The 23,954-nt window shown below is 39.4% G+C and carries 25 protein-coding genes and 1 riboswitch; of the genes, 16 read left to right on the top strand and 9 right to left on the bottom strand.

The annotated features are described in order from the left end of the window. The first annotated feature begins 47 nt into the window (after positions 1-47). Together FTT76_RS14555 and FTT76_RS14550 are read left to right on the top strand one after the other, a co-directional pair. Positions 48-698 (top strand): 1-acyl-sn-glycerol-3-phosphate acyltransferase, encoded by a 651-nt coding sequence (locus FTT76_RS14555; RefSeq protein WP_180007876.1) that lies wholly within the window; start codon positions 48-50, stop codon positions 696-698. Further along, a complete protein-coding gene (locus tag FTT76_RS14550) occupies positions 698-1,642 on the top strand; it encodes a phosphatidate cytidylyltransferase (protein WP_078191012.1) in 945 nt (314 codons plus the stop codon). Before FTT76_RS14555 ends, FTT76_RS14550 begins: the two co-directional genes overlap by 1 nt. Positions 1,643-2,101: 459 nt before the next feature. Here FTT76_RS14550 and FTT76_RS14545 read toward each other — a convergent pair whose 3' ends face one another. Then, positions 2,102-3,307 (bottom strand): alkane 1-monooxygenase, encoded by a 1,206-nt coding sequence (locus tag FTT76_RS14545; protein ID WP_180009503.1) that lies wholly within the window; start codon positions 3,305-3,307, stop codon positions 2,102-2,104. Positions 3,308-3,488: 181 nt separating this feature from the next. On the opposite strand from FTT76_RS14545, the gene FTT76_RS14540 reads away from it, so the two are divergent. Continuing rightward, positions 3,489-4,439, top strand: coding sequence for an AraC family transcriptional regulator (locus FTT76_RS14540; protein ID WP_180009502.1), 951 nt, complete (start codon positions 3,489-3,491; stop codon positions 4,437-4,439). A 4-nt stretch (positions 4,440-4,443) separates the two neighbouring features. Here the strand turns inward: FTT76_RS14540 and lpxB are convergent, their stop codons facing one another. Both lpxB and FTT76_RS14530 read right to left on the bottom strand, forming a co-directional pair. Next, positions 4,444-5,616, bottom strand: coding sequence for a lipid-A-disaccharide synthase (lpxB, locus tag FTT76_RS14535; RefSeq protein WP_180003784.1), 1,173 nt, complete (start codon positions 5,614-5,616; stop codon positions 4,444-4,446). Positions 5,617-5,722: 106 nt separating this feature from the next. Continuing rightward, positions 5,723-5,983 (bottom strand): helix-turn-helix domain-containing protein, encoded by a 261-nt coding sequence (locus FTT76_RS14530; RefSeq protein WP_180009501.1) that lies wholly within the window; start codon positions 5,981-5,983, stop codon positions 5,723-5,725. 387 nt (positions 5,984-6,370) lie between these two features. On the opposite strand from FTT76_RS14530, the gene FTT76_RS14525 reads away from it, so the two are divergent. The 3 genes from FTT76_RS14525 (at position 6,371) to FTT76_RS14515 (ending at position 9,068) form a co-directional block, all read left to right on the top strand. Continuing rightward, positions 6,371-7,267, top strand: coding sequence for a sulfite exporter TauE/SafE family protein (locus FTT76_RS14525; protein WP_078193863.1), 897 nt, complete (start codon positions 6,371-6,373; stop codon positions 7,265-7,267). 127 nt (positions 7,268-7,394) lie between these two features. Next, complete coding sequence (locus FTT76_RS14520; RefSeq protein WP_143221612.1) at positions 7,395-8,486, top strand: 3-deoxy-7-phosphoheptulonate synthase; 1,092 nt, start codon at positions 7,395-7,397, stop codon at positions 8,484-8,486. Positions 8,487-8,543: 57 nt separating this feature from the next. Beyond that, entirely contained in the window at positions 8,544-9,068 is a 525-nt protein-coding gene (locus FTT76_RS14515; protein ID WP_078191020.1) for a protein tyrosine phosphatase family protein, read from the top strand. Here the strand turns inward: FTT76_RS14515 and ispF are convergent. Next, positions 9,056-9,544, bottom strand: a complete 489-nt coding sequence (gene ispF / locus FTT76_RS14510) for a 2-C-methyl-D-erythritol 2,4-cyclodiphosphate synthase (protein ID WP_168378679.1) — start codon at positions 9,542-9,544, stop codon at positions 9,056-9,058. The two genes, FTT76_RS14515 and ispF, sit on opposite strands and share 13 nt — an antisense overlap. 100 nt (positions 9,545-9,644) lie before the next feature. Between ispF and FTT76_RS14505 the strand changes: the two genes are divergently transcribed. Next, positions 9,645-10,295, top strand: a complete 651-nt coding sequence (locus FTT76_RS14505; RefSeq protein WP_180003787.1) for a hypothetical protein — start codon at positions 9,645-9,647, stop codon at positions 10,293-10,295. A gap of 93 nt (positions 10,296-10,388) precedes the next feature. On the opposite strand, the gene FTT76_RS14500 is transcribed toward FTT76_RS14505, so the two are convergent. Then, positions 10,389-11,630, bottom strand: a complete 1,242-nt coding sequence (locus tag FTT76_RS14500) for a D-amino acid dehydrogenase (RefSeq protein WP_168378681.1) — start codon at positions 11,628-11,630, stop codon at positions 10,389-10,391. 133 nt (positions 11,631-11,763) lie between these two features. After that, positions 11,764-11,854: riboswitch (glycine riboswitch) on the bottom strand. A 231-nt stretch (positions 11,855-12,085) separates the two neighbouring features. On the opposite strand from FTT76_RS14500, the gene FTT76_RS14495 reads away from it, so the two are divergent. The 3 genes from FTT76_RS14495 (at position 12,086) to FTT76_RS17695 (ending at position 13,557) form a co-directional block, all read left to right on the top strand. After that, a complete protein-coding gene (locus tag FTT76_RS14495) occupies positions 12,086-12,859 on the top strand; it encodes a hypothetical protein (RefSeq protein ID WP_180005657.1) in 774 nt (257 codons plus the stop codon). A 163-nt stretch (positions 12,860-13,022) separates the two neighbouring features. Then, positions 13,023-13,217, top strand: coding sequence for a hypothetical protein (locus tag FTT76_RS17700; RefSeq protein ID WP_180005656.1), 195 nt, complete (start codon positions 13,023-13,025; stop codon positions 13,215-13,217). Between the two features lie 76 nt (positions 13,218-13,293). Then, complete coding sequence (locus FTT76_RS17695; protein ID WP_252725827.1) at positions 13,294-13,557, top strand: hypothetical protein; 264 nt, start codon at positions 13,294-13,296, stop codon at positions 13,555-13,557. Between the two features lie 102 nt (positions 13,558-13,659). On the opposite strand, the gene FTT76_RS14485 is transcribed toward FTT76_RS17695, so the two are convergent. The 3 genes from FTT76_RS14485 to prmB all read right to left on the bottom strand — a co-directional run bounded on the left by FTT76_RS14485 (position 13,660) and on the right by prmB (position 16,702). Then, positions 13,660-14,175, bottom strand: coding sequence for a GNAT family N-acetyltransferase (locus tag FTT76_RS14485; protein WP_180009500.1), 516 nt, complete (start codon positions 14,173-14,175; stop codon positions 13,660-13,662). 408 nt (positions 14,176-14,583) lie between these two features. Beyond that, on the bottom strand, positions 14,584-15,678 hold the full coding sequence (gene aroC, locus FTT76_RS14480) for a chorismate synthase (RefSeq protein ID WP_180009499.1): 1,095 nt from the start codon (positions 15,676-15,678) through the stop codon (positions 14,584-14,586). Between the two features lie 13 nt (positions 15,679-15,691). Next, on the bottom strand, positions 15,692-16,702 hold the full coding sequence (gene prmB, locus FTT76_RS14475; protein ID WP_180009498.1) for a 50S ribosomal protein L3 N(5)-glutamine methyltransferase: 1,011 nt from the start codon (positions 16,700-16,702) through the stop codon (positions 15,692-15,694). A 309-nt stretch (positions 16,703-17,011) separates the two neighbouring features. Between prmB and FTT76_RS14470 the strand changes: the two genes are divergently transcribed. The 6 genes from FTT76_RS14470 to FTT76_RS14445 all read left to right on the top strand — a co-directional run bounded on the left by FTT76_RS14470 (position 17,012) and on the right by FTT76_RS14445 (position 23,099). After that, positions 17,012-17,317 (top strand): hypothetical protein, encoded by a 306-nt coding sequence (locus FTT76_RS14470; RefSeq protein ID WP_078191029.1) that lies wholly within the window; start codon positions 17,012-17,014, stop codon positions 17,315-17,317. A 158-nt stretch (positions 17,318-17,475) separates the two neighbouring features. Continuing rightward, positions 17,476-18,849, top strand: a complete 1,374-nt coding sequence (locus FTT76_RS14465; RefSeq protein ID WP_180005577.1) for an AarF/ABC1/UbiB kinase family protein — start codon at positions 17,476-17,478, stop codon at positions 18,847-18,849. Positions 18,850-19,090: 241 nt separating this feature from the next. Continuing rightward, entirely contained in the window at positions 19,091-20,377 is a 1,287-nt protein-coding gene (locus FTT76_RS14460; protein WP_171263801.1) for an acyl-CoA dehydrogenase family protein, read from the top strand. Between the two features lie 29 nt (positions 20,378-20,406). Next, on the top strand, positions 20,407-21,606 hold the full coding sequence (locus FTT76_RS14455) for an acyl-CoA dehydrogenase family protein (RefSeq protein WP_180009497.1): 1,200 nt from the start codon (positions 20,407-20,409) through the stop codon (positions 21,604-21,606). Between the two features lie 88 nt (positions 21,607-21,694). Beyond that, entirely contained in the window at positions 21,695-22,180 is a 486-nt protein-coding gene (locus FTT76_RS14450) for a GNAT family N-acetyltransferase (RefSeq protein WP_180009505.1), read from the top strand. A gap of 334 nt (positions 22,181-22,514) precedes the next feature. Continuing rightward, positions 22,515-23,099 carry a lytic transglycosylase domain-containing protein gene (locus tag FTT76_RS14445; protein ID WP_180005579.1) on the top strand — a complete coding sequence of 195 codons (585 nt, stop codon included), beginning with the start codon at positions 22,515-22,517 and terminating at the stop codon, positions 23,097-23,099. 84 nt (positions 23,100-23,183) lie between these two features. Here FTT76_RS14445 and FTT76_RS14440 read toward each other — a convergent pair whose 3' ends face one another. Further along, entirely contained in the window at positions 23,184-23,624 is a 441-nt protein-coding gene (locus FTT76_RS14440) for a hypothetical protein (RefSeq protein WP_180009496.1), read from the bottom strand. Positions 23,625-23,954 lie beyond the last annotated feature (330 nt).

The raw sequence follows: 23,954 nt of genomic DNA, 5'->3' as shown, positions 1-23,954 counted from the left end.
AAACCATGCCAAATCCATTAGACACTTCAGGGAATGCTCACTCACCAATGAAAGGTAATTTTTTAAGCCGTTCAATTGCTCGCTATATTGCCTTTCTCACTCGTCGTGGTGCGCGGCTGCTCACGGGTGCGCGGAGTCTCTGGGTCGGGTGCAAACCGGTTATGAAACAGCGTATTTATTATGCAAATCATAATAGCCATATCGACTTTATTTTACTTTGGTCATCACTGCCGACAGATCTCAGACGGAGGACCCGTCCTGTAGCGGCTTCGGATTATTGGTTAAAAGATGGCTTTCGACGTTTTCTCATTCAAGACACGTTTACTGGCGTCACTATTCAGCGAAATCGAGAGCAAAATCAAGACCCCTTAGAACCGATCAAAACCGTATTAGCTCAAGGTGACTCGATTATTTTCTTTCCTGAGGGTACTCGAAATTTAAATGATGACGTTGAATTATTAGCCTTTAAAAGCGGCTTATTTCATCTCAAAAATCAATTTCCTGATGTTGAAATCGTACCGGTATGGATCTCTAATTTAAAACGTGTCATGCCTAAAGGCGCGCTTATACCATTGCCATTATTATCTACCGTTATTTTTGGCAAACCTTTAGAAGCCCATAATGAACAGAGTAAAACTGAGTTTTTAAACTACGCTCAGGACGAATTACTCAAATTAAAAGCATTGGAGTATCAATAATGGAATTCACCAATGCGCAAATGACCTATGTATTGTTTGGTATCTTTGCGGTTATTTTGATTATTGCCTCAACCATTGGCTCAATACTAAAATTTAAAGCGGGTTATGCGCCGGCACCGGTCATCGACAATTTAAATGCGCGGATCAATGCATGGTGGGTCATGTTGTTGGTACTTGGTGTAGCAATTTCATTAGGCAAAATTGCCTTTGTGATCCTGTTTGCGTTGATTTCACTCTTTGCTTTACGTGAATTTATCAGCTTACTTCCAACCCGTCGCGGTGATTATCTTCCTTTATTGATCGCTTTTTATTTTGTCATCCCTTACCAGTATTACTTGGTGTATATCGACTGGTACGGGCTATATTCGATTTTTATTCCGCTGTATGTATTTCTTCTTATCCCTATCGCTACACTCAAAGCCGAAGATACCACGCGATTTTTAGAGCGCAGTTCAAAAATTCAATGGGGTCTGATGATCAGCGTATTCTGTATTTCGCATGTGCCTGCGCTATTAAACCTCAAACTTCCCGGATTTGAGGGTGAAAAAATTTGGCTAGCAATCTGGCTGATCATGGTGGTACAAGCCTCCGATGTCTTGCAATATGTCTGTGGCAAGCTATTTGGAAAGCACAAAGTCGCACCGATACTTTCACCATCTAAGACCGTAGAAGGATTAATCGGAGGCATTGCTTTAGCCACTGCATTAGGTGTTGCTATGTCATGGCTTACACCCTTTAGCTATCTACAGGCTGCATGTATTGGTTTTATTGTTTGTATATTTGGTTTCTTTGGTGGACTTGTCATGTCAGCCATTAAACGCGATCGTGGTGTAAAAGATTGGGGACAGCTCATCCAAGGCCATGGTGGCATGCTCGACCGAATTGATTCCATCTGCTTTTCAGCACCGATTTTTTTCCACATTTTGCGCTATTGGTGGTCTTAAGAAATGACTAAGTTTTAAACAGAAAATTTGGGATTTTAAATGATGTTACGCACGTAGAATTACTTTTACATTTTAAAGATGATTTTTAAGTCTATTCGACGGAGTCATACATCTAAGGATTGAATAAAGATCTTAGCCTTCGGCTGGAGATACTCTTACGAAGCGTTGTTTCTTATTCGGCAAAATGAGAAGCGTGCTTCATAAGGAAACCATCTTGCGGTGCAATGCACCTCACCGACAAAACTCGTTCACTAACGTCTAATTATTCAAAGAATCGCAGAAACATTTTTGATTACAATAAGTCTTGTCTCAAACAATTTCGGATGACGTTACCGTGTATCGTTCTTTTATTTGAATCAACGTGCGCTTCTGATGTTACTGCGTAGCATCGGTTAATAATACGCACAATAAAAAATCCCAACTAAACAAGCTTGGGATTCTTCTTATCAGGTATTCGATTTAAACGTCTGAAATTGCAAACTTTTTAAAAATACTTGCACGACGTTTAGGATGAATATTGGCTTTAGTTAAATCACCTTGATAGTGATCATAGACACGTTTATCCATCATCTTAAACCAAATAGAGGGTACTAAAGCAGGAATTAGCATAGTGGCATAGCCGCTAGGCAACTCTGGCGCTTCGTCAAAATGTCTTAAAGCCTGAAATGGACGTGTCGGATACGCATGATGGTCTGAATGTCGCTGTAATTGATACAAAAATAGATTGGTCACGATATTATTGTTATTCCAACTATGTTCAGGCATGGTTCGCGCATAACTTCCATCCGCTTTTTGCTCACGCTTCAGGCCATAATGTTCAATATAATTAATAATTTCAAAAAGGCTGATTCCATACAAGGCCTGTGTAACTAAATACGGTGTCACGCCTTTACCAAACATTTTCAGCATCGAGGCATGAAAACCAGCACTCATCGCCCAACCATGAAACAGCTCATTGTCCTTCGAAAAGAAACTTAAACCTTTACGTTTTAAGCGTTGTTTCTCAATCTGCACCGCCGATTTAATTCCACCAAATACAGTGCGTGGCCAAAACTCATAAAAGGTTTCGCCCATTTTTGAGGATGCAGGATCTTCAGGTGTTGCCGCACGTTTATGGTGTCCATAAGGATGTTCAATGCGGAAATGGCTATAACCCAAAGGTGCGAGCGTCGCATGTGCCCAATAATGGTCTTTTTTATGAGGTCGATGGCAGAGTTCATGTGCTGTATTTACACCGACGCCATTGATGGCACCCATCGAAATCCCAAGTAGAACTTGATCTAATAATGAAACATCTTTACGGGTAACCACATAGCCAGCAAAAGCATTCGCTGCCATTTGCAGTGGAATAAATAATTTGACGATCCGATCATAATAGGGATCATTCACTAAAACTTTGATGTCATCATCTGTCGGGTTATTGGCATCATCACCGATCAGTGCATCTAGTGCAGGAATAATGACATGCAGTAGAAGCGGCCCGCCCATGGCAAATAGTTTTTTTGTCGGTTTTGGACCAAAATGATAACCCGCCAAGATCCCCATACCAATGACTGGTAAACCTGGACTCAATAGCCAACCATAACGTTTTTTATCTAAAACACTACCGATTTTGCTTTCTAACTGAGCGAGCTGCTGTTCATTTAATTTTACTGGTGCATTCATGCGCTAGACTTCCCTAATTACTTCTTCTGTGTTTATATTCGTAAAATATGGGCAGCCAGAACAGTTTTAAGCGTCCAAAAAAACTATGTGATCGTCTTTGGCATTTAAGGATAAATGTTGACCTTTAAGCACATAGTGACCATCTATAAATACAAAATTGATATGAGTAAATATTTGAAATATGGATGCTTTAAGTAAAATTTTTGATGATATTCATCTCCACCGATCTGAATATATTTATTTGAGATCAAAGCATCCTTGGGCTTTTCATTTTCAAGATCACAATGCCATGGTTGCGTATGTGGTGATTCAAGGTCAGTGTGTTTTGCATATAGATCAAGAGCAGGTTTTGCTTGAAGCTGGCGATCTTTGCCTTATTCCCTCAGGGCAAAACCACCACTGCAAATCTATACAGTCTGATGTCTTGGTCGAATCAATAAACATCACGCCACTGTTTCAAGAGCAACGAAATAAAACCATTGAATTAAATTCTACTGAGTCTCATGAAGCAGAAGAATTATTTGTACTAGCGATCCGTGGACATGTCGACAGCATTATGGCAAAGCCTTTAGTGAATGCCCTCCCCACGCTGTTACATACACCACATATCATGAGCAGTACCGCACCGGAATGGTTGCAAATTGGCTTACATTTTCTGGCCGTTGAAGCGCATCAGATCCGTCCAGGCCGTGACAAAATTTTGGATCATTTGGTGAGTATTTTATTTATCGAATGTGTGCGTGATTATATTGCAGCCTTGTCAGATTCAAGCAGTTGGTTGCATGCCTTGAGTCATCCTGAATTATCCAACGCTTTGGCCGCGATTCATGAACAACCGCAGCATGCTTGGACTGTCGAAAGTTTGGCAGAACAATGTTGTATGTCGCGTTCTAAATTTGCCAGTTTATTTACTCAAATGCTCGGTGAATCACCACTCGCCTATTTGCAGCAACATCGTTTGCGACTGGCAACACAGCACTTACAAATGGGGCAACTCACTATTCAGCAAATTGCCCATCGTATAGGTTACTCATCTGAAACGGCATTTAGCCAAACTTTTAAAAAGTTTTATGATCTCACACCGAGCCAGTATCGACAGCAGCATCAGCTCGCAAAAACTGAGTCATCTTAAAGGTTTAATCTAAAAGCTTTAAAATCGCTTCCACAGGGTTTTCACTGTTACCTGAAAGCAGTTGTTTATGCATGGTGATGTGCTGCATCACTTGAATTTGCGATTTTTCAGCATCCATCAAGCTTTCAATTTCTGCTGCTAATTTTTCAGGCGTTGCATCATGTTGGATGAGTTCCTGAATCACCTTTTTGCCCGCAATAATATTTGGCAATGAATAATACGGAATTTTGATCAGCAATCTCACCACATGATAGGTCAGCCAATTTAACTTATAAAAGGTCACCATTGGACGGTGTAAAAGCATCGCTTCTAAAGTCGCTGTACCCGAAGCCAAAGCGACAATATTCGATGCGTTCATCACCTGACGGCCAATTTTAGATTCGGTATCGGTGTTTTCCATCAAGCGAACTTTGGCTTGTAATGCTTCAGGAAACTGCTTGAGCAACACTTCGATTTGCTGTTTACGTGCATCATTGATTGCAGGAATCAGGAATACATAGTCTGGATGCTGCTCCGTCAAAATCTTTGCGGCAGACAGCACCAAAGGCCCTAAGCGCTCAATTTCCCCGCGACGGCTGCCCGGAAGTAATGCAATGTGTTTTTGATGCTCATCTAAGCCTAACTCGTGTTTAGCCGCAACGAGTGGATTATCTAAAGGCAACTGACTTGCCAATGGGTGTCCGACAAATGCAGCCGGAACTTGCCATTTTTGGAAAAACGCTTTTTCAAATGGAAATAAGCAAAGGACTAAATCAATACTTGCTTTAATGCCATGTACACGCCCTTGACGCCACGCCCACACTGAAGGGCTAACATATTGTACTGTTTTAATTGGTAGCTGTTTTTGCTTCAAGCTCTTGGATAAACGCAAATTAAAATCCGGCGCATCAATCCCCACAAAAACATCGACAGGATTTTCAGTCCATTTTTCAACCAGACCATCGCGTACAGCAAAGAGTTTTTTAATATCTTTTAAGACTTCAACAATCCCCATCACCGATAAAATATCCATCGGATAATAGCTGTTAAAGCCTTCTGCAATCATTTGCGGACCACCGATGCCTTCAAATTCCGCATCGATCCCTTGCTCTCGAAAACTACGGATAAGCTTGGCGCCTAATGTATCCCCGGATACTTCCCCAACCACGATGCCAATTTTCAGTTTCCGATTTTGCAAAAGTCTGTCCTTTTAACTCAATGTTCTTTAGCTATAGATTCTATACGAGTCCTTCACAAAGTTAATAGATTTCCAAAAAAAAGCTGCACGTCTTTAATTCAACATTTTAGGAATATTCATCACTGCTATTTAGCTGCTGATTAAAATTTTTCCGCCAATGGTTCGGATTTGTACCGTATTTATTCTTAAACAATTTACGAAATAGCACTGCGGTATTAAAACCTGCGCTTTCCGCAATTTTATCAATCGAATAATCTGTCACTTCAAGCAATTCAGCCGCATATCGCAGTCTTTCATTGTTTAACCAAGTGACAATAGGTAGTCCTGTCGCATGTTTAAAATGTCTGGTCAGTGTCCTTCTACTCATATTGGAATAATGGCGAAACCTTATCTTTTTAAGGCGTATGAGACTTAGCAGCAGTGGAATTTATATACACTGTTGCATATATCGATAAATAACAAATCAAAAGCTTAGAATTGAAAACCTACAGTGCATTTAGGTATTGGATATCCACTTCAGATATTCAAAGCCTTATATTCAAAATTTATGATTTCACTGCAGCATAATCTCCATTTTAACTATTAACTACTTGAGAAAACCATAATCAATAACTTAGTTTAGATAAAATTCATTTATTTCAAAATTAATGACATTCTTTATCTATTTTTTTCACAAGCAAATCACTAATCGAGACAACGACTTATATCAATTAGTCATAAGATATGCACGTTTTTTGATATTTGGCATTCAGCGATGGTCGGTCCTTTAGAGTTCATTCTGGCAGGTGTAATTGTAGGTTTCTGCGTAGGTATTACCGGTGTTGGTGGTGGTTCATTGATGACCCCGATCCTGATTAGCCTATATAAAATTGAACCCCACATTGCGATCGGTACAGATCTACTGTATGCCGCAATTTCAAAATTTTGTGGTTCTTTAGTCCATGCCCGTAAAATGAATATCGTTTGGACCATTGTCATTTGGCTTGCAGTCGGCAGTATCCCTGCGTCATTTGCGACCCATTGGGTACTGGAAAACTATCTCAGCCAATCGACACATTACAAAACCGTGTTAACCATGTTTTTGGGTTTTATGCTGACGATTACAGGGATCTCAATTATTTTCCGTGGTCATATCGAAAAATTCTTTAATAAATTTCGAAAAACTGATCAGTTGGATGATATGAGTGCGGATCTTGAACGTATCAATTTCCAAGCTAAAAATAAGCGTGCATATATCATCATCATGGGCATTATTTTAGGCGTATTCGTTACCCTATCGTCTGTGGGTGCAGGTGCCTTCGGTATTATGGCTTTGGTACTTATGTTCCCGAATTTACCAATGATTCGTATTATCGGCTCTGACGTCGTACATGCCGTGCTTCTTACACTGGTTGCAGGCTTGGGTCATATGAGCTCAGGTAATGTCGATTTTCATTTATTGGGTTGGTTATTGGTTGGTTCTATTCCTGCAATTGTGGTCGGAACTTTAATCAGCTCACGTTTACCTGAAAAAGTCATTCGTAAAGTCTTAGGCATTACCTTGTTTGTTTTAGGCATGAATTTCATCATTAATCCAGTAAAATCAAAACCTGTCGAAAAACCAACAACTGCAATGTTGATCGCACCGACGGTGAATAGTCAGCAGGTTTAAATTAACTGCCCGATTCATCACTTTTTTTTCAGAGACTTATTGATCTTTTTTATAACATTTGAATGCTATATTCATGTTATATTCGGCTCACGAAACAACCTTTTGTATAATCAAACCAGTGACGGCAATGAATACTTTACAGTCAAATTCTATTACCCAAAACGACATTGATGACGTGAATGTAAAAAGCATTCAGCCTCTTGTTACTCCTGCAGAACTAAAAAAAGAGCTACCTCTGACTGAAACTGCCTATCAAACAGTCCTTAAGGGCCGTGAAACTGTACGTAATATTTTAGATGGAAATGACAAACGTCTTTTTGTTGTCATTGGTCCATGTTCAATTCACGACACAGTCGCTGCACATGATTATGCTGACCGTTTAAAAGTTTTAAGTGACAAAATCCAAGATACGATTTATGTCGTGATGCGTGTGTATTTTGAAAAACCACGTACCACTGTTGGTTGGAAAGGTCTAATTAATGACCCAGATATGAACGACTCTTTCAACATCGAAAAAGGCTTACGTATTGGTCGTAAACTTTTACTTGAATTGAATGAAAAAGGTTTGCCTTGTGCAACTGAAGCGCTCGATCCAAACTCACCACAGTACTACCAAGATCTTATCTCTTGGTCAGCGATTGGTGCGCGTACCACTGAAAGCCAAACACATCGTGAAATGTCTTCTGGGCTTTCTTCACCAGTTGGCTTTAAAAATGGTACAGATGGCGGTTTAACCGTTGCGACCAATGCCATGCAATCTGTTAAACATGGTCATAGCTTCTTGGGCTTAAGCGACCAAGGTCAAGTTTCTGTTATTCGTACCAGTGGTAACCCATATGCACACGTTGTACTTCGTGGCGGTAACGGTAAACCAAACTACGACGCAGGTTCAGTTGCAGATGCTGAAGCGGCATTAGCCAAAGCAAAAGTTAGTGGCAAAATTATGATTGATACCAGTCATGCAAACTCAAACAAAGACCCGTACCTACAACCCCTTGTACTCAAAAATATTACTGAACAAATCCTTGACGGAAACAAGTCAATCGTGGGTATTATGGTAGAAAGTCACTTAAAAGGTGGTCGTCAGGATATTCCTGCCAACCTATGTGACCTCGAATATGGTAAATCAGTGACTGATGGCTGTATCGATTGGGATACGACTGAAAAAGTCTTGTTAGAGATGCATGAAGCACTTAAAGACGTGTTACCGACACGCTAAGTGAATGAAAAACGCCATCTTCGAGATGGCGTTTTACTTTGAAGGATTATTTGTCAGATGAATGAAATCGAAAATGCGTTAAGTCACATTGAAAACTTCCAATATATACATGAACACTTATTAACGTCCGGTCAACCATCTCCTTCTGAGCTTCAAACGATTAAAGAATATGGTGTTTCAACGGTTATTAATTTAGCACTAACCGATGCATCCAATCATATCGAGCATGAAGACCGCATTTGCCTAGATCTAGGCCTGAACTATATCCAAGTTCCGATCTCTTGGGATACCCCTTCAGATGATCAATGCCTTTTAGTACTCGATATGATTGACCATTTGGTTCAAGGTCAAACGGTTTGGCTACACTGTGCGAAAAACTTCCGTGTCAGCAGTTTGATGTATTTATATCGTCAATACTATATGGATGTTGATATGCCAAAGGCTCAAGATTTGATGCATCAAATTTGGGAACCCAATGAAACATGGACAGGTTTAATCCATGCGGTTGCCTTACAACTTCAAGGCCGTAAAGCAACTCAAGATTTACAACATGCACTGATCCATCCAGATCATTTTGCGTGAGAAATCAGTACTGTTGCAGTAGAAAGAATACCCTCTTGGCGACCAGTAAACCCTAATTTTTCGGTGGTGGTCGCTTTGATGCTAATTTGTGTGACTTCAACATCCATAACATCTGCGATACTTTGACGCATTTCTAAATTATGTTTTGCTAGTTTAGGGCGCTCACAAGCCACGGTAATATCAGCATTATTAAGTACATATCCACGATCTAAAATCAGTTGGTAGACGTGTTTTAAAAGTACTCGACTATCGGCACCTTTAAATTTTGGATCTGTATCTGGAAAATGCTGACCAATATCTCCAAGTGCCAAAGCACCTAATAATGCATCACAAAGCGCGTGCAGTACCACATCACCATCTGAATGTGCTTTGAGTCCATGTGTATGTGGAATTTGAACACCAGCAAGCGTTACAAAGTCACCTTCTTCAAATGCATGCACATCCATGCCCTGACCGATACGAATTTGAGCTATCATGCTTGAGTTCCTTGAGAAAATAATGATTGAAATCTTGTATTCACGCTTTCTATTTCGCTATAGTGTGGGCAAGCGCAACATAGTGAAAGTATAAGCGATCATGCTGTTGAAAACTGAAATAAATATCATCAAAAAATTCGGACTGGTTCTGCTCATAGGTTCTGGCCTAGCGACGTTTACGCATGCAGAAAAGATAGACTGTGATCATGCCAATACTCATGCAAAAAAAAATTACTGTTCTAACGGTTTTGAAGAACAACGTGAAAAGCTAGATGGGCTTTTTTTAACAGCGCAGTTGATTACCGATGCCCCAATACGCTTGCTGATAGATACGCAAAAATTATGGTACAGCCGAGTTCAGCAATGCAAAAACTTGGAGTGTTTTAAACAACAATTCGAGCTTCGCTATGAAGATTTGAATATTTATACCTCAATGAACCAAAGTTTAACGCAGCATTATCTTAAATTTGAAAATGGCCATTTTGCGACATCACCTGTACATTTAAAAGTGCATCAACTGGGCAAAGACAGCATCAAAATCGAAGGTATTGCCTATCGTAATCCGAACAATCGAGTTGAAACACAAACCATTCCATTTTTAGCTTACACAACACCCGAACAAAAAAATCAAATCACCGATAATGAACACGACTGCAAATATCAGTTCAATTACAGTAAAGCCTTACTCTCAGTAAAAACTGAACAAAAAGGCTGTGAACGTTTTGCAGGGATTTATCGCTTATATGATTAAGATCAATTTCAAATGACTTAGAAACATACAAAAAAGCCTCAACATTGAGGCTTTTTTGATATCTACAATTTTTTGATGTCTACAATATGTCAGTTAAATCGGATGTGTTTGCTGCACTTGCTGGCTAATCATTGCAGCTGTTGCCGCAGATAAAGTCCATCCAAGGTGACCATGCCCTGTATTATAGAATATATGATCACGCTTACCTGCATGCACTACAGGCATCATATTGGGCATCATTGGTCGTAAACCCGCCCATGGCACCACATGTTCTGTTGATAGATTAAAGTTACGATTCGACCAATCAATTAAGGGCTGAATGCGATCTGCACGAATGTCTCGGTTATAGCCATTAAACTCTGCCGTGCCTGCAACACGTAGTCGATTTGCACCTAAGCGTGAAGTCACAATTTTGGCACTTTCATCCAACAGACTCACCCAAGGCGCATTGGTCTGACTTTGTTCATCATTTAAGTTTATGGTGATTGAATATCCTTTGACTGGATAGACATTTACACGGTCACCGAGTTTATGCGCAAGTTCATAACTGCCTACACCACCACAGACCACCACAGCATCTGCCTCAAGTAAGGTATTTGCATCAGGATGTTCCATATTTTCATCACTGGCTTTTAACTGAACATTGACACCTTTTGCATGATGTTCAAAGTCAGTCACCTCAAAGCCCCACATATATTTCACATCAAAGCGTTCTGTTGCTTTGGCAAGCTGCGTCGTAAATTTATGGATGTCGCCCGTGGCGTCCCCTGGGCAATAAAATCCACCATAGTATTCACCTGTCAGACTAGGCTCAATGTCACGGATTTCAGCTAATGTCACAGGATGACGCTCTAAGCCACCCTCACAGAGCATATTATTAACTTGAGTCGCCACCTCATAATCATGTTGATTATGAAAGAAATGTAAAATGCCGCGTTTTTCTAAATCAAACTGCAAGTTTTCATGCTCAGCAATTTCAAATAAACGCTGACGTGCCATCAATGCAAGACGGACGGTCTCGTGAGTATTTTCACGGTAATCTTTAATATGCCCCATAAACTCAAAGAGCCATGAATATTTGTGTAGATTAAAACTTGGATTTAATAATAATGGCGCGGTTTTTTGTGACATCCATTTGATGCCTTTCACTACCGTTGCTTTTTGGTTCCAGACTTCAGCATTACACGCTGATAATTGTCCACCATTGGCAAACGACGTTTCCATCGCAGGATAAAGATGTTTATCGACCACAGTGACACGATAACCGAGTAATCCGAGTTCGTAAGCTGTCGTTACCCCAGTAATACCTGCACCAATCACAACAATATGACACATATAGGCTCCTTGGAAATTATATTTCCTATGTTCGCCCCATCTGTCATTGTTACCTGAGAGCTTTGGTTCCTTGCGAAGCAATGTGAACCTTCCCCTTCGGTGAGTAGGTCTAGCCTACTTCTCTCCAGATTTTTATATGATTACAGTCCTTTTGCCTGAGAGTTTCCTGGGGGAACTTGCTCCTTCGGCGAGCACGATCTGTGCTTCTCTCCTGCAATCATCCATTCGTTTTTTTATTCGGCATTCATCTTGGTATTGCCTTAGTTAGATATGAGCAATATTTGTACCAAATCTCAAGTCCTATTTGGGTCAATATTGTTAAATAATATTTTTATATCGATTTAAGTTGTTAGGTTATAAATTTAAAATCAATTTTTTTATACCTAAATACTTCATCTTTAAAATAAAGGTTTAAAATACTGAATGAAATTTATATCTAGAAAGATTGAAGTTTTATGTCGGATTCTACCCTTTTCTCTTGCTTTGCATCTGTGATCAAAACACATTCTATTGAAGAATTAACTCAAAGTGATTTACTCCGTCTTAAAACTCTGGGAACTATTCAAAGCTTTTATGCACCATTCGAGGCCATAAATCATGATGCAAAAGTGGTCATCGTCGGCATCTGCCCAGGCCAACAACAATGGCGTAATGCATTAATTGCAGCGAAGGACGGCGTAGAGCAGCAATTATCTGAGGAAAACATACTTAAACTTGCCAAGAATAGTGGTGCTTTTAGTGGTCCTATTCGTAAAAATTTAACTCAACTGCTAGATCATATTGGATTACAGAATCAATTAGGCATACAGACCACTGCAGAGCTATTTAGCAATCATCAAGATATGGTGCAAATGTGTTCGGTTTTACAGCAATGTATTTTGGTCAATGGAAAAAATTATGCAGGCTCAACGCCCGCAATGTTGAAAAATGAATTATTAAAACAACATATTGATGATTATTTTATTCCTATGATTCAACAGCTTCCGAACGCAATTTATATTCCGCTAGGCAAAGGTGTAGATGAGGTTTTAAATTATGTAAGCAGCTTAGGCTATTTAAAAGATCAGCAGATTTTAGCAGGACTTCCCCATCCATCGGGTGCGAATGCTGAACGGATCAAATATTTTTTAGGCGAAAAACCACGTGACCAATTGTCTCGACAAACCAATCCCGAGCAGATTGATAGCGCAAAATCACAGATCTTACTTAAGTTATCTAAATTTCAATGAAATAAGATTTACATCACTTAATAATATTTTTTATTTGAATATCGACCACTTATATCAAAGCAGTGCTCAAACAAAACTAGAAAAGTGTGATGTATTTTACTTTTTTGTTTTTTCTGTGTGAATATGCGCCAAAATAAATATTGCTTATAAAAATAACGCTAACATGGAAAAACACATGAAAAATTATTTAGTTCTAGGATTTACACTCCTACTACTCACAGGTTGTATTACCGTACCTAAAAATAAACCTGAAACAAGAACCTTGAAGCTAAAAGGTGTGAATACCGTTGAAAACAGTAACGTAATCCAACGAACCATTACTCGAGGTCAATTACTGTACTGGACAAAAATGTCCTGAACTTGCAATTGATTAGCAAAAGAATAAAGGTGAGTATGCACTTTCACTGCATTCTTATGATCAACAGCAGCTTGATATGAATGAAATATCTTTTGTGATCGACGGCAAAGTATTGTCTTATCCTGCAATAGGTCAAACAAATTATCGTCGCTTAGATAATTCAAATGTGATTGATTCTTCTAATACCGTGATGATCCCAGATACTGTGCTTAAACAATTTTGTGACGCAAAAGATATTGCGGTGATTATGAATACCAACCAAGGTGAAATCGCACACTATATGCTAAAAAACCAAAAATCATCAGATGCCTACCGACTATTTTTACGTGCTTACTCTTAAGCCCAAATAGTCTAAAATCAAAATCCCAAAAGTTAGTGTATGTTTTTTGGGGATTTTTTATTCATCTCGCTTTATAAATTGATCAAATGCATCACATGATCTTTATTTTATTCGTTTAATTAATTGTTTAATTGTCAGTTCACATATCGGTTGACCCACCTCTAGATGAAGAGGATAGGCTTGATTTTCATCTGTTATGTTATAGCCACGTCGTTGATAATATTTTATTAATTCTAAACGCCGATCAATCACATACATGACAAATTCTTCAACATTGGGTTCCATCAACATCGCTTGTTGTTCTGCAAATTGCAATAATTTTTTTCCTAAGCCCTGAGCTTGCTCATTTGGATGAATTGCAAAATGACCAATTTCACAGCTCTTCCCATGCATTTGAATACCAATACACCCCATGATCTGCGCATGTACCGACTCAATCACATATAAATGAAAATCCCTTTTTTGTAAGAGTTGACTGAGTTGAGACACATTTATTCGATTTCCTCGAACAATATGATGTTCTGTCGTCCAACTCTTGGGATGATTTTCCCGATAGGCTGTATTCATTAAGCTTTCAAGCTGCTGAATATCACCAAGTAAAGCATTTCGTATATTCATATTTTTTTGCTATTTATTTTCATAGGCCTAGTTTACCGAAATAAAAAAACCAGACAATTGTCTGGTTTTTTTATGCAATTTTCTCATCAGTGTGACTTGCTAAAGCTATTCACCAACCGCGTTCGGAACAAAGCAGCGCTTTGTTATTTATCCACTGTGACTCGCTAACGCTACTCACCAACCGCGTTCGGAACAAAGCAACGCTTTGTTATTTATACACTGTGACTTGCTAAAGCTATTCACTAACCGCGTTCGGAACAAAGCAACGCTTTGTTATTTATCCACTGTGACTCGCTAACGCTATTCACTAACCGCGTTCGGAACAAAGCAACGCTTTGTTATTTATCTACTGTGACTCGCTAACGCTACTCACCAACCGCGTTCGGAACAAAGCAGCGCTTTGTTTCCTCACTTGGGTTCAATTGGGGCAAATGGTGCGACTACATCCGCATTTTGTGCGCGGTTACGCATGAAGTGATCCATAAGCACAATTGCCAACATCGCCTCTGCAATTGGTGTCGCACGAACACCGACACAAGGATCATGGCGACCTTTGGTCAACACATCTGTATCTTCACGATTAATCGTAATGGTTTTACCCGGCGTAGTAATGGAAGCTGTTGGTTTCAAGGCGATCGCAACACGAATGTCCTGACCACTCGAAATACCACCCAAAATGCCGCCAGCATGGTTTGCCAAGAAACCATCCGTAGTTAACTCATCACGGGTTTCATGACCAAACTGCTCGGCAACACCAAAGCCATCACCAATTTCAACACCTTTTACAGCGTTGATGGACATCATAGCATGTGCAATATCTGCATCTAAACGATCAAATACAGGCTCGCCCCAGCCAACTGGCACTTGTGTCGCAATAATTTCCAGTTTAGCGCCACAGCTCGTTCCTTGTTCACGAAGTGACGTTACTAGAGCTTCAAAACGTGGGACGGCATCTGCATCACCACAGAAAAATGGGTTATTCGGAACTTCATTCCAGTCCAATTTCTGTGCTTTTTCGGTACCAATTTGCGTTACATGACCACGAATTTCGATGCCGAATTTCTCAAACAAGTATTTTTTAGCAATCGCACCTGCAGCAACACGCATCGCAGTTTCACGAGCACTCGAACGGCCACCACCACGATAATCACGGAAACCATACTTATGTGTATACGTATAGTCTGCATGACCCGGACGGAAGGTTTGCGCAATGTTGCCATAATCTTTTGATTTTTGATCTGTGTTACGGATCAATAGACCAATCGATGTACCGGTTGTTTTGCCTTCAAATACGCCTGAAATAATTTCAACTTCATCGGGTTCTTTACGCTGAGTCGCAAACTTAGATGTGCCCGGCTTACGACGATCCAAATCCTTTTGCAAATCGGCTTCAGTCAGTTCAATACCCGGTGGAACCCCATCTACAATGGCCATCAGACCAACGCCATGAGATTCACCACAAGTCGTTACACGGAAGAGTTGCCCTATACTATTACCTGCCATGTCAAACGACTCCTTATGCTTGAACAGATTGAATGAATAAATCTCGGTATTCGCGGCATTGAGCAGCAGTCAATGCAAAGATACCTGTACCGCCTTTTTGGAACTGTAACCAATAAAAATCAACGGTATTGAAGTTTTGACGCATTGCCCATTCTGAGTTACCCACTTCGATCACAATTAAGCCATCTTCAGTCAGGTAATCTGCAGCTTGTGCCAACATTTTACGTACAAGATCCAAACCATCTTGACCCGCAGCAAGCGCCATTTCAGGTTCATGGTGGAATTCTTCTGGTAAATCTGCCATGTCTTCAGCATCCACATACGGTGGATTCGACACGATTAAATCATATTGATTTTCTGCTGGAATTTTGGCGAATAAATCAGACTCAAGTAAAGCCACTTGATATTGTTTATTGTGGTGTTCACAGTTAATTTGCGCCACTTCAAGTGCATCTTTAGATAAATCTGTTGCATCAACTTCAGCATCTGGGAATGCATAAGCTAAAGCAATCGCGATACAACCTGAACCCGTACACATATCTAAAATGCGCTGAGGAGTTTTTGGACTGGCATTTTCAGGTAGATTATTAACCGCAGCACCCATTTCGCCATTTTCACCTAAGCAATATGGCGCAAAACGGTTTTCAATCAACTCTGCAATTGGAGAACGTGGAATCAGTACACGTTCATCGACATAAAATGGCTTACCAAAGAAATATGACAAGTTTAGTAAATAAGACGTCGGAACTTTTTCATTAATACGACGTTCTAACAATGCTAAAAATTCTGCAACTTCACTTGGCAATAATTTCGCATCTAAGATTTCCGCATCTGCATTCCAATCTAGAGATAACGTTTGTAAAACCAATGCTGAGCTTTCAGCAAAATAGTCTTCTGTACCTTGTCCTAAGTGGGCATCATATTGACGTAAAGCTGTTACCCCAAAGCGGATATAATCACGAATTGTAGATAGGTTTTCAGCTGCTTCCTGTAAATGTTCAGGGCTAATAGTCGGTCGATCCACTTAAGGCGTCTCCAGTTCATAATTTTTTAAACGCCCTATGATACCTTGTTTTAATGCTATTTATAATAAAAATACGGCATTATTCACCGCTTGAAAGCATTTCATAACCGTATATATGAGGTCTGATACATTCGCTGAAATGAAATGTGTACTTTATGCCTTTCAGCATTCTATAAAATCTAATTAGATGAAAATTACGAATAAAAACCAATTCAAGCTCAATTGTTTAGCAATTTGTACTTGATCCTAAGCTTTATTTTCTTAAAATCATCCCCATACAAACAGTTAAATTTTAAATGCGGAGCTCCAATGAGCTATAAGCACAATAACCTCATGGCTATGCGTCAAAGCTATTGGGAAGACACTCAGTCTTTAAACGTGCAAACTGAAAAGGCATTTTTTCAGCAACTGCTGATCGAACATCAAGTTTTCCCTGATGCGAGTCTAGAAAACGCACGTACCCTATTTTTTAGCTTACCGAGCATTATTATTGTCAAAGGTTATGCTGCCGGATTTAAAGACGAATCTGTCCAACATCTTATTCATCAACATATTGAAGAACATAAAGCCGCATTGATGCAAAACGATACGGTAAAAATCAAATATCGTTTATAGTTTTCTTTTCCAATGTGCCTGTCTACGTGGCATCTTGCTTAAGTTTGCAAATGCTTACTGCATATTCAGTAAGTTGAACTATTTTAATACGTTAAGAAACGTTAAAATTAGCTACAATGTATTTTTCTGCGAATTGCTGATTAAAGGATTTAATTTACATGTCAGATCAGAACGATAAGCTCAAACACTTGAAAACGTCTTCTATGGATCGACGCTTATCTATCGCAAAGGCATCGCTACTTGCGGGAACTCGTTGGGCAGCATCAAACGCCACTTCTATTTTTTCGAGTGAAGAAGAAAAAGAGAAAAAGCGTAAAAAAGCCATGAAAGATCAGGCTGAATATCTCGTCGCAGAAATTGGTAAATTAAAAGGTTCAATTGTAAAAATTGGGCAAATGATGGCGTTGTATGGTGAACATTTTCTACCTGAAGAAATCACCCAAGCCCTCAATACCCTTAACAATCAAACAGTCGCATTGGCATGGCCAGCCATCAAAGTACAATTACAAAATCAACTTGGCTCAAAACTTGATGATCTCGTGATTGATCATGAGCCGCTTGGTACAGCATCTTTGGCACAAGTTCATCGTGCAAAACGTAAATCTGATGGTTTAGAACTGGTATTAAAAATCCAGTATCCGGGTGTGGCTGATGCTATCGATTCAGATATGAATCTATTCAAAAACATGCTCAAACTGACACGAATGGTGCCCCAAACGCGTGAATTTGATCAGTGGTTTGATGAAGTTCGTGAAATGATGCATCGTGAAGTAAATTATAAAATCGAAGCAGATACCACACGCCGTTTTGCTGCACGCTTAAAAGAAGATCCACGATATATCGTCCCGCAAATCATTGAAGGTTATTCAACACCTCAAGTGCTGTGTATGACCTTTGAACGTGGTGTGCCGATTAATAGCCCTGTAATGCTATCACTTCCTCAAGAGCGCCGTAATGCCTTAGGTGAAGCATCACTTGAAATTGCCGTACGCGAAATTTTTGAATGGGGTGAAATGCAAACCGACCCTAACTTCGGAAACTATTTGGTCCGTTTAGGCAATGGTGCGGATGTGCCAGATAAAATTGTTCTCCTCGACTTTGGTGCGATCCGTCAGTTCGATGAGCATCTATTAGGCGTTGCGCGTAATTTGATTACCGCGGGTTACCATCACAGCTCTGAGCAAATGGTCAAAGCGATGACAGGTTATGAGTTCTTTGATGGTATTCCACAAAGTATTAAACCTGATATGGCTAAAGTCTTTTTGTTAGCGACAGAGGCATTTAGTAGCACTGAAAATAACCCAAACATCCCTGCTGGTGTTATGGACGAACAACAACGCTATGACTGGAAAAAAAGCCAATTACATAGCCGTGTGATGCAACAAGCGTCAAAATCGATGGCATCTCGCTATTTCTCAGTTCCACCTAAAGAGTTTATGTTTATTAGCCGTAAATTTATCGGTGCATATACCTTTATGACCGTCATTGAAGCAAAAACCAATGTTCGTCGTATGATTCAAAAATATCAATAATCATTCAATACAGACCTTAAAACTTGGCTGACTCAAATGTCAGCCAAGTCAATTTTAAAATAACAACACTTTTAAGCCTTTTTACTTTTCTATTCTTAATTAATCATTTAGCTATCAAATCCCACCTAATCTCGCCGTTTATCTTTGACAATCATGCATGTCATTTATGACATGGTTTTTCTATCTTTGGCATGTCAGCATTAAATAAGAACAGCGCAAATGGAAAACAACAATGACCAATATGGTAAACAAGGCACAAGGATTTGGACTCTCACTTTTAACGAAAATTGCCGGAAGTGATGTACTCGATCAGTTTAAACTGCGCAAATTTGTTGAAAAATCTTTGTATCAAAGCTCAAAAGCTGGTTTTAAAACCCTGAGCCAGACGCAAAAAGTATTTCAGACCAACAAAGATGTGCATAAGCAACGTTTGCCTAATCAACAAAAATCATTATTTGATTTAAACCTGACTGAAGAACAACAAATGACTGCTGATGCGATGCAGCAGTTTGCCACAGAAGTCTTGTATCCACTTGCTCATCAAGCCGATCAAGAGGAAAGATTTCCTGAAGCGTTATGGCAACATATCCAAGATCTAGGTCTAAATTATTATGCCTTACCTGAAGATTTGGGTGGCGTCGCGGCAGAAAAAAATATCATTAGCAATATCTTAATTGCTGAACAATTGGCTGAAGGTGACTTTAGTTTAACAGCAGGTTTACTGTCGACGTTTAGCTGTATCAACGCCATTACCCAATGGGGTTCCGAATCTGTTCAAGCAACCTACTTAGCGGCATTTGCAGATGATTCAGCCCTACGTGCAAGCTTTGCGGTTCAAGAGGCAACAGCGGCATTTAATCCCTATCAACTTAAAACTCACGCGATTGCTGATGGCCAGCAGTATAAAATCAGTGGGGAGAAAACCTTAGTCCTTCTAGGCGAACAGGCAGATGTGCTGTTAGTGAGTGCCATGCTCAATGGACAGCCTGAAGTTTTTATTGTGCAACGCGACCAGAGCATTAGCGCAAAAAAAACACCTGCTATGGGTTTGAAAGCCACTGAAACGGTAACTTTAAAATTTGATCAGACCCCTGCCCAACGCTTAGGAGATCAAGATTTCAATTACACCTCATTTATCGATCTTGGCAACTTAATGTGGTGTGCCATGGCTGTTGGCACCGCAACTGCAGTCAAAAAATATTGCATTCAATATGCAAACGAACGTACAGCTTTTGGAGAGCCAATTTCGCACCGTCAAAGTGTGGCATTTATGATTGCAGATATGGCAATCGAAATTGATGCCATGCATATGCTCATCCTCAATGCAGCAAGCCTAGCCGAAGCCGGCAAGCCTTTTCATCGTGAAGCCTATTTAGCTCGCGTGCTATGTGCTGAAAAATCGATGAAAATTGGGACCGATGGCGTGCAAATATTAGGTGGTCACGGCTTTACCAAAGAACATCCCGTAGAACGTTGGTATCGAGACTTACGTGCCACAGCGATTCTTCAATCTGGCTTGCATGCTTAATTCAGCAAAATAAAAACAAGGAAATGTCCATGAACTTACAAAATCCGAAAAAATTTAAATTGCTGATCGACCAAGCCCATGAAGTCGCATTAAATGTTCTACGTCCTATTTCACGTAAATATGACAAAGCCGAACATGCCTATCCTAAAGAGTTAGACATGTTATCTTCCCTCGTCGACGGTATGAATGATGGCGGAGATGGCATGAATGCAGGTGCTGCCGTCAATAAACGTGGTGACACAGACACTGGTAATAAAAACGGTGTCAATATGTCGACAGCCCTCAGTATCATCGAGATGTGCTATGGAGATACAGGCCTGTTGCTCAGTATGCCTCGACAAGGGCTTGGAAATTCGGCTATTGCAGCAGTAGCCAATGATGAACAACTAGAACGCTTAAAAGGAACTTGGGCCGCTATGGCCATTACAGAACCCAATTGCGGCTCTGATTCTGCTGCTATTCGGACAACAGCGACGAAAGATGGCGATGAATACATTCTCAATGGGGAAAAAATCTTTGTCACCTCGGGTGAGCGTGCTGATTCCGTGGTGGTTTGGGCAACGCTAGATAAAAAATTAGGCCGTGCAGCGATTAAATCCTTTGTTGTTGAAAAAGGTACGCTGGGCATGACTGTAGAACGCCTAGAACATAAATTGGGTATTAAAGCTTCTGATACGGCTGCCATTAGCTTTGTAGATTGTCGTGTCCCTGCTGCAAACTTATTAGGCAATGCTGAAATTGATGTAGCAAAGGGTTTTGCTGGGGTTATGGAAACTTTTGATAATACTCGCCCACTCGTTGCCGCGATGGCTATTGGCTGTGCCAAGGCATCTTTAGAGCGAATTAAAGAAATCTTTAAAGATGAATTAGATGAGCAGTATTCAACACCGATCTTACAAAGCTCGAATATTGCTGCACAAATATATCGAATGGAAGCAGACTGGGAAGCAGCACGTCTCCTCATGCTCAAAGCCGCATGGATGGCCGACAACAAAAAACCAAACTCACGTGAAGCATCCATCGCTAAAGCAAAAGCAGGCCGTGTAGGTAATGAAATCACGTTAAAGTGTGTAGAACTCGCAGCGGCTGTCGGCTATAGCGAAGATGAATTATTAGAAAAATGGGCACGTGATTCAAAAATCCTCGATATATTTGAAGGCACACAGCAAATTCAACAATTAATCGTTGCACGTCGTGAACTGGGTAAAAGTTCAAGCGAATTAAAGTAATTTTTTGCTTGAGTAATTTTAAACTTAGAGATGGATTTTTTTATAGGATCAGTCTATAAACAATCCATCTTTTTGTTTTTCGATGATTATGTTTCAGATCCGACCACTTCAACTTGAAGACAATGTAAGCATTGCCAATGTCATTCGCACAGTTTCCAAAGAATTTGGATTAGCACCTGAATCAGGATTTGCCGTTGCAGATCCAATTTTAGATGATTTATATCACGTCTATACGCAAGCAAATGCACAATATTGGGTTATTGAAAATCAACACGGTACAATTTTAGGTGGTGGGGGCCTTTCTCCTTTAGTTGGAGACTCAAGCATTTTAGAAATCCAAAAAATGTATTTTATGCCTGAATTACGTGGTCATGGCTTAGCCAAAGATATTTTAGAACTTTGTTTTCAATTCGCCAAAGATCATAATTTTAAAGCGTGTTATTTAGAAACTACACATACACTTGGGCAAGCAGTGAAACTTTATGAAAAAGTAGGATTTCAACACTTACAAGCTCCCAAGGGCAATACAGGTCATAGCCAAGCATGCGAAATTTGGATGCTTAAAACGCTTTAAACTCAGATTCCACTAATACCTCTGAAAAGAGTTATAGCTTTTCCAAATAGGGATATTTAATGAGTGGATATTCTAGTTTTTTATAACTAAAGTTCTCGGGATTTGAATGCCCCACAATCTTAAGTAAGAATGTAAAGAGAGAAATACTGACTCAATTAACACGATCTGTTTTTCTCTCTTCACTTAAAAAATCATGTAATTTGAGTACATTTCCATCAATTCTTACAATTTCACTGTACAGAGCATCTTAAGAAAATATTGACCTCTAAGTCTCCAGTTCATAATATCGCTTTAGAAATTACACTTAGCCATGATTATTTTAAAGTGAATATAAATGCAGAATGTACTGAATAAAACTCGCCTTTCAACTCGTCTTTCGTCGCTCCTAAACGCTCACAGCTTAAAGTTTTCAACTGTTATTATATCTGTAACCCTGATTTCTGGATGTTCATCACTAGGTGGTGGCTCTGTAGAAAAACGTGCAGTTAAACTTTCATCAGGGATCCAAAAGGCCTATTCAGTCAATCCTGAAACTGCAAATCGAGTGTCACCCTACATTGTGCAAACTGCCGATCAATACAACTTAGATCCTTTACTACTGGCTGCCGTTATTCGCCAAGAATCAACTTTCCGCCCTTATGTCAGTTCTCCTGCAGGTGCAGTCGGTTTAACTCAGGTGATGCCACGTTATTGGCAAGCAACATGCCCTGGGGATTTATATGACGAATTAACCAATATTAATTGTGGGTCATTTATTTTAACTAAATATAAAAATGCGGCAGGTAGTATTCCAAAAGCTTTAGCCTACTATAATGTCGGACCTACTGCTTATAACACCAATCGAAAAATGAAAAAACAAGGCAAACGTTATGCAAAACAAGTTAAAGAACATCAAAATAATTTAAAAAGTTCCTTATAATTTCTAAAAATTTAATCTTTTATTTAACCATATAGACCTAACTAAGCTTAAGAGGATAAATTTTGTTAGGTCTAATCTCTTCAATTATTTCATAGATTGACGCATTTTATCTTCATCAAAATATTGCGCAAATGATGCAATACGTTTTTCAACAATTGGATTTTTCATCAGATTTTCAGCTGCACGATTTCCCAATAGTTCAAATGCTTTACCTAGAGCATTTGTTCCTTCATTTTCTGTAACAGCTTTGATTTCAGCATTACAACGTTTAGTAAATAAATCTTGAAATAGAATAGCCATATTTTTATCAATTTTTTGTATCTCAACTGGCGTTACTTTACTATATTTAGAAATTTCTGGATGTGCTGAAAATGCCAAATAAATCCAAGCTGTTAAGTTCTGACTCTCTTTTGCTGAAATTTTATTTACCAAACATTCACTTAGTTTACCCTGATACACACCGGCTGTAGTATTGAAAGAAACAAATGCAAATAAAACTGTAGCTAATAATTTTTTTAAAAACATCTTAAATACCCTATATATTATTAAAGAGACAAACGATTTTATTATATTGATTTATTACACATTTTCATTAGCAAAACATTTTAAATGATATAAAAGAGTTCTAGACGAGTTTATTGTTGATCGGCCTTATTCTTTTTAAATATCTATCATTTCCCTGTTTTTTCTTCTGCTTTTCTTATTATTTTTTTCTTCCCTTTTTCCCCACATAAAAAAACACCCCCTGAGATATCAGGGGGTGTTTCGAATAATGAGCTGGCGATGACTTACTCTCACATGGGTAACCCCACACTACCATCAGCGCTAAGAGGTTTCACTTCTGAGTTCGGGAAG

The sequence above is a fragment of the Acinetobacter sp. YH01009 genome, assembly GCF_013420765.1.
In the GTDB taxonomy this organism is placed as follows: domain Bacteria; phylum Pseudomonadota; class Gammaproteobacteria; order Pseudomonadales; family Moraxellaceae; genus Acinetobacter; species Acinetobacter amyesii.
Note: the sequence above shows the minus strand (reverse complement) of the source record. Positions and strands in the feature narration are given on the sequence as shown.